General features: G+C 43.7%; 5 protein-coding genes. 2 read left to right on the top strand and 3 right to left on the bottom strand.

Annotated elements, in window-relative coordinates; all coding sequences use genetic code 11:
* Positions 1-447: 447 nt before the first annotated feature.
* Positions 448-1824: a dihydrolipoyl dehydrogenase family protein gene (locus V7K60_RS02300; protein WP_334922584.1), complete on the bottom strand. Its 1377-nt coding sequence runs from the start codon at positions 1822-1824 to the stop codon at positions 448-450.
* A 207-nt stretch (positions 1825-2031) separates the two neighbouring features.
* Between V7K60_RS02300 and V7K60_RS02295 the strand changes: the two genes are divergently transcribed.
* Both V7K60_RS02295 and V7K60_RS02290 read left to right on the top strand, forming a co-directional pair.
* Positions 2032-2472, top strand: a complete 441-nt coding sequence (locus tag V7K60_RS02295) for a hypothetical protein (RefSeq protein WP_334922583.1) — start codon at positions 2032-2034, stop codon at positions 2470-2472.
* A gap of 225 nt (positions 2473-2697) precedes the next feature.
* On the top strand, positions 2698-5469 hold the full coding sequence (locus V7K60_RS02290; RefSeq protein ID WP_334922581.1) for a HEAT repeat domain-containing protein: 2772 nt from the start codon (positions 2698-2700) through the stop codon (positions 5467-5469).
* A gap of 464 nt (positions 5470-5933) precedes the next feature.
* Here the strand turns inward: V7K60_RS02290 and V7K60_RS02285 are convergent, their stop codons facing one another.
* Positions 5934-6305, bottom strand: a complete 372-nt coding sequence (locus V7K60_RS02285; protein WP_334922579.1) for a DUF5615 family PIN-like protein — start codon at positions 6303-6305, stop codon at positions 5934-5936.
* A complete protein-coding gene (locus tag V7K60_RS02280) occupies positions 6302-6532 on the bottom strand; it encodes a DUF433 domain-containing protein (RefSeq protein WP_292870922.1) in 231 nt (76 codons plus the stop codon). The genes V7K60_RS02285 and V7K60_RS02280 overlap by 4 nt, the downstream gene beginning before the upstream one ends.
* Positions 6533-6667 lie beyond the last annotated feature (135 nt).

Below are 6667 nucleotides of genomic sequence, written 5' to 3'. Positions count from 1 at the left end.
CGTTGCACCTACGGGGTAGGATTTGAGGGTTCTAGGATAATAACTCTCACCTACATGGTCATTCAGTTATCAAGGTTCTGTACCTTGCGGCTAATTCCCCTAATCCTTAACAGGATTGGTTTCTAGCCAACGATTCGCACCGTTACGCCAAAGGTTAACGCACCGCTTGTTTTGACTTCCAGCCTTGACGACTAGAAGTCGCGGCTACACAGACAAAACCCAATACGCTTGGATTAAGACTCAAACTCTTTCTAAATGTCAATTTTTTGAACGTAGACGCAAAGCGGTGAAGCAGCGCGGTCTTCTCCCAAAGGCAGAGGCTAGCGCCAAGGGGGTTTCCCCCATGAGCGACTGCTGTTAGCGTAGCGTTAGCGAGGTACGAGCGTCACCCGAAGTGCTTGCCGCAGGCTACCGCAAAGGATGCAAAGGACAATCAATAAAACCTCTTCACATATTCGGACACTCTGGCATGTTATCTCCAAGCAGCAACCGTGCCAGACTGGGTAAAGCTTCACCATAGGTGGGATGGATGTGAACTGATCGCTCTAACAACTGCCAAGTTGCTCCTGCTTCCATCAGGGATAAAAATACATGCACCAGTTCAGCAGTTTCGTACCCCACCAAGGTTGCTCCCAGGATTTTGTCTGTGTCGCTGTCGATCACCATGCGATAAAATCCGAGGTCATGCCCCCACTCGATCGCACGCGCAATTTGGCTCATGGGTAAGGTGACAGCACGCGCGTTGATGCCTTGTTTGTGAGCCTGTTCTAAGGTCATACCCACTCGCCCCACCTGGGGTTCTGTGTAAACCGCATAGCCAAGGACACGATCGCTCCGTGTCCGGTTTTCTCCACACAAAATTGCTTTTAAGCGGCGATAGTCCTCCCACGAGACGTGCGTAAAGGCAGGCTGTTTGGCAGCATCCCCGATCGCATAGACTCCAGAACAGGTAGTATGGAACTGGTCATCAATTTTGAGAAACCCTCGATCATCTAGCTCAATTTTGCTGGCAACTGCATTTAATCGACTTGTATTAGGTTTCCGTCCAATCACAACCAGCAACGCTTCTCCCTGGAGTTGTTCGCCACTGCTCAGGGTCAGCCTAAACACATTACTCTCGTGGGCGACGTGATTCACATTAACTCCAAAGTGCAGCCCAATGCCATCCTGCTTTAATGCTTCTGCTAAGACCTTGCTGACATCAGCCTCTTCCCGATCAAGGACGCGATCGCCCCGCACAATTAAGTCAGTCTGACTGCCCAAACGCGCTAATCCTTGTCCCAATTCCAAGCCAATATAGCCGCCTCCAATCACCAATAAACGAGCTGGTAAGGTGTTCAAGTCAAAGAAGTTGCGGTTGGTCAGGTAGGGAGTTCCTGCAAGTCCGGGAATATCAGGAATCAGCGCTGACGTACCTGTGTTAATGATTACCAGAGGAGCCTGAAGAGTAACATCCCCACCTTTGACCGTCCGTTCACCCACAAAAGAAGCTTCGGCACAAATGACTTTGACACCCGCAGTCTCCAATCGCTTGCGAATCCCCTGATTAAAGCTGCTGCGGATTCCCCGAACTCGCTCCATGACAGCGGGAAAATCTACTTCAACCTGCGTGTGGATGCCTAACTTCTTGCCCTGGCGCGCCCGCCCTGCTGCATGAGCCGCGGCTAAGAACGCTTTGGACGGAGTGCAGCCATAGTTGATGCAACTGCCGCCTAAAGCATCCCGCTCAAACAAGACAACCTTACGTCCCTCATTGGCAAAATCAGCCGCCAGTGGAATGCCTCCTTGACCACTGCCGATCACAATCACATCTGCTGTTTCCATCAGTGCTAAACTCCTTGGAGATAGTTTGCTTGGGTTCTAATTAGGTGTTCTTATTCTTCAACGCTGATTCCAGTCAAACTACTCAAATTATTTGAGTTAAAATTCAACTTATCAGGTTGTGCGTGGTATTCGTGATATTCTCTGTAAAAAATTGCAAAAGGTATTGAACTGAAAAATTTCTATATCAATTCAATTTGTAGTAAATTTATGGTAACTGTAACACTGACGGCTGTTGCTACTGCGATCGCAACTACGCTTTGGACTAAAGCACAGGAGAAAATCGGCGACAATATTGGTGATGCTACATGGACGCTAGGTGGTAAGTTAATCGGATTACTCCGCCAAAAGAATAAGTCGCCATTACTCACCAGTGCTGTTGAGGGAAATGAACCGCAGCGATTAGATTATGGTCAAGCAGTGCTGGAACTCAAAGCAGCAGCAGACGCAGATCCAGAAATTGCTCAAGCAGTTGTAGAGGTGGAAGCAGCAGCAAAAGCTGAACCAAAACTCACTCCAAAAATTCAAGAAATCGAAAATACCCTCAAGTCTCAACAGCCAACCATTCAAAATCTGACGCAGCTAGCAGAAAAAATTGGGGTTGTAAATCAAGGACAGATAAATAACCAAACTAATAACTTCACCTTTTGACTACAGTCGTCTCAAGGGGAGGATGGGACAAAGTTAACTCCCGATGACTGGCGTGAAATCTGCCGTGAAATACTCACAGAACGGCGAAAGCTGACTACAAATCCTCTGACATCAACTGAGGGAGTAACCCTGCAAGTTGATGATGTTTACGTACCACTAGGATTAGTTGAGCGCAAAAAACCGTCCAAGCGTCAAGGTGATATTTCTCCAGAACAGGGGTCAGAATTGTACAAGGAAACAGAAATCACCAAAACATTTGAGCATGATGCTTTTCTGGAAGAAGTTCTCAAACAGAAGAATACGCCTAAAAGTCAAGGTAAGCGAATTGCGATTATTGGTGAACCAGGAGCAGGAAAGACAACACTGTTACAGCAGATTGCTGAGTGGGTATCTCGTGAGATTCACCAGTCGATTGTGATTTGGGTATCTTTAGCAGATTTGCGAGAGAAGGAACTAAAATCTTATCTATTCGAGAGTTGGTTGACTCAGGTGGCGGAGAAAACAGGTAAAGCTGAAGTCACTAAGCAACTGAAGGATGATTTTGCTGCTCTGTTTAAGCAAAATAATGTGTGGCTGCTGCTAGATGGGTTAGATGAAATGTCCGCATCTAATCCTCTAACAGAAATTGCACGACAATTCCGTGATGTAGGGTTAATTTATCAAGCGCGAATTGTGCTAACCTGTCGGGTTAATCTGTGGGATGGCAGCATTAATGCACTTGATAATTTTGATATTTATCGCACTTTAGATTTTTCTTATCCAGAACAGGTAGAGAGATTTATTCGCAAACGGTTTGCTGTTATTCCCGAAACTGGGAAGGCGTTATGCACTGCATTGAAAGAACCAGGTAAAGAACGGATTCAGGATTTAGTGAAAAATCCTCTGCGGTTGACGCTGCTGTGCTTGAATTGGCAATCAGGAGATGGCAAATTACCGGACACTCAAGCGGGACTTTATCAGCAATTTGTTGATGACTTCTACAAGTGGAAAAAAGAAGAATTTGCTACAAATTATAACCAGCGTCAGCAACTTAATGTCAAATTGGGGGAATTAGCTAAAGCAGCAATAGACAAAGAAGCAACCCGGTTTCGCTTGCGGCAAGATTTTGTTAATCAATTCTTAGGCGATGTTGATGATGAAAATTCATTGCTGAAATTGGCACTAAATCGCGGCTGGCTAAACTGTGTAGGGATAGATAGAAATAGAAAACCTGTTTACGCTTTCTTTCATGCCTCATTTCAAGAGTACTTTGCGGCTAAAGCAATTGATGACTGGCATTTCTTTCTTAACCATGTTCCTAAAAATCCCAATCAAGGAACTTATCGCATCTTTGAACCGCAATGGAAGCAAACAATATTGCTATGGTTAGGGCGGGAAGAAGAAAATCTCAAAGAGCAGAAGCAACAGTTTATCAATGCTTTAGTGAACTTTAAAGACGGATGTGGCAAATACAAGATATTTACAGGCAAGGGTTTTTATGAATATCGCGCCTATTTTTTAGCTGCCACAGGCATTGCTGAGTTTAGAGATTATTTCAGAGCAAATGAAATAGTAAGGCAAATTGTAAAGTGGACAATTAACGATCCAAGTTTAATTACAGAGGAAGCTAGGTCAGCATTGCAACAAACAGACCGCACAAAAGCGATCGCTGCCTTGGTGCAACTGCTGGAATCGACTAATGTCGTTCCGCATACCCGTAGGGAGGTAGCAGAAAGCTTGGGGACAATCGATCCTGGTAATAAAATTGCGATCGCTGCTTTGGTACAACTGCTGCAATCAAATAATAAGTACATCCATAGCCGGGCAGTAGAAAGCTTAGGGAAAATCGGCACAGGCAATGAAATTGCAATTGCTGCCTTGGTACAACTGCTGAAATCAAATGATGTGGATAACGACATCCGTACGCGGGTGGAAAATGACTACATCCGTGAGCAGGCGGCAAAGAGCTTAGGGCAAATCGGCACAGGCAATGACTTTGCAATCACAACTTTGATACAAGTGCTGCAACCAAAATATCTGTATTATTCTACCCGTATCTTGGCAGCATCAAGCTTAGGAAAAATTGACCCTGGTAATAAAATTGCGATCGCAGCCATGGTGCAACTACTACAATCAACCAGGGAGTATCTTTCTACCCGTATCTTGGCAGCAAAAAGCTTAGGGGAAATTGACTCTGGCAATAAAATTGCGATCGCCCTCTTACTGCAAGTGCTGCAATTAAATGATGATGAGTATAACTATAAATCTGAGCGTGACTTGGCAGTAGAAAGCTTAGGGAAAATCGGCACAGGCAATGAAATAGTAATTGCAGCCTTAGTGCAACTGCTGCAATCAAATGATGTGCATAACTTCACCCGTAGAGAGGCGGCAGAGAGCTTAGGGCAAATCGGCACAGGCAATGAAATAGCAATTGCTGCCTTGGTGCAACTGTTGCACTCAAGTGATGTGGATAACTTCACCCGTAGAAAGGCGGCAGAGAGCTTAGGGCAAATCGGCACAGGCAATAAAATAGCAATTGCTGCCTTGGTGCAACTGCTAGAATCAGCTAATGTGGATAAATCCACCCGTGGGGAGGCAGCATTAAGCTTAGGGAAAATCGGCACAGACAATAAATTTGCGATCGCTGTACTAATGCAACTCCTGCAATCAATTAATGTGAATAAATACACCCGTAGGCAGGCAGCATCAAGTTTAGGGAAAATTCTAGAGAATAATCAGGCTTGCCTTAAGAAGGTAGTCAAAGCTTTAAGTGGTTCTTGGCAATTATATCCAGAAGTATACGATGTTATCTGGAAATGCGCTCAGAATATGCCTTACCCTGATTTCTATAAAGCTTGGCGGGATACGCATAATATTTTTACAAACAGCTTAAAACTTGTTATAAACATCTTAAAAAAAATCTTCGTCATCATTATTAGCGGCTTACAACTAATCTTCCTAATAGTTGTTTTTTTGATACAAAACTTAAAGATAATCCTATTCACCAGAAGAATTTAAGCATTTTTGCAAAAACGACGTTACAAACTAATTCCCCGTGGTAACAACAGCTTATCTATTTGTTGCCAATACAGAAGCAGACGTTAAGAATAAAGTTTTTGTCGTTACCACAGCTTGTTCGTTCGTTACTAACACAACTTGTTTCGTTCAGAATGCTTATCCGTTAGTAACGAAAACTTGTCCGTTCGTTAACAACACAACTTGTTTCGTTCAGAACGCTTGTCTGTTTATTAACAACACAACTTGTTTCGTTCAGAACGCTTGTCCGTTCGTTAACAACACAACGTGTTTCGTTCAGAACGCTTGTCTGTTCGTTAACAACACAACTTGTTTCGTTCAGAACGCTTATCTTTTTTTGACAAAGCTTATGCGATCTCCACCACAACTTAAGCAAAACTTATAAATACAAACCCCATACTATATAAAATCACAATTCAGATTCATAACGTAATCAAAGTTTGCGGCTATTCACGTCTAATTGGTAAAATACGCACCCTAGATTGAGCTTGGTCAATAGTAACCAATGCACCTGACTCCAGTAAGGACTCAAACTGATTCAGGGCTGAAATGACTAGATTTTCGATACTGTTTGGCAAAATATCCTGAGCGCGAACTTGAATTACACTCGGGGTATCAGCACCTGTTGCAGCTAACAAAGTACCAAAGTCTAAATCGTGAGTAAAGACGATATAACTGTTAGTTCTTGCCCACTCCATAATGATTGCATCTTTCTCACGGGGGTTGCCAATAGTACACCAGTGGACAGACGAAATATTGTACCTCTGAAAAACCGCAACCCAATCAGGGGAAAGGTTCATATCAATCAAAATTTTCATGCACTTTTTAGAGGCACTTCAATTTCTTCAACTCGCCATGCAGCATAGGCAAGTGCCTCATAAATATCAGCTTCTTCGAGGTAGGGATATGCTTTAAGAATATCGCTATTGCTGTGTCCAGATGCCATTAACCCAACGATAGTACCAACAGTAATACGCATTCCTCGAATGCAGGGTTTACCACCCATCACTTCTGGATTGCGGGTAATTCTGGTGAGATTTTGCATGGTTGTTACCTCGCTATGTGGGGTTATTAGATTGAAGAATTATAAATAACTGCGTCCATTTTTTCTATTATCTGATCTTTCACGTTAAGCATTAGATGGGAAGCAATGTGATTTTGTGAGGTGAGGCAGGAGGCA

Origin of the sequence: Nostoc sp. (assembly GCF_036917555.1) — a bacterium.
Taxonomy (GTDB): domain Bacteria; phylum Cyanobacteriota; class Cyanobacteriia; order Cyanobacteriales; family Nostocaceae; genus Nostoc.
Note: the sequence above shows the minus strand (reverse complement) of the source record. Positions and strands in the feature narration are given on the sequence as shown.

Excerpts from the sequence above, each read along its gene's own strand:
- V7K60_RS02285 (WP_334922579.1), bottom strand. The coding sequence starts at position 6,305 with ATGAAAATTTTGATTGATATGAACCTTTCCCCTGATTGGGTTGCGGTT.
- V7K60_RS02300 (WP_334922584.1), bottom strand. The coding sequence starts at position 1,824 with ATGGAAACAGCAGATGTGATTGTGATCGGCAGTGGTCAAGGAGGCATT.
- V7K60_RS02295 (WP_334922583.1), top strand. The coding sequence starts at position 2,032 with ATGGTAACTGTAACACTGACGGCTGTTGCTACTGCGATCGCAACTACG.
- V7K60_RS02280 (WP_292870922.1), bottom strand. The coding sequence starts at position 6,532 with ATGCAAAATCTCACCAGAATTACCCGCAATCCAGAAGTGATGGGTGGT.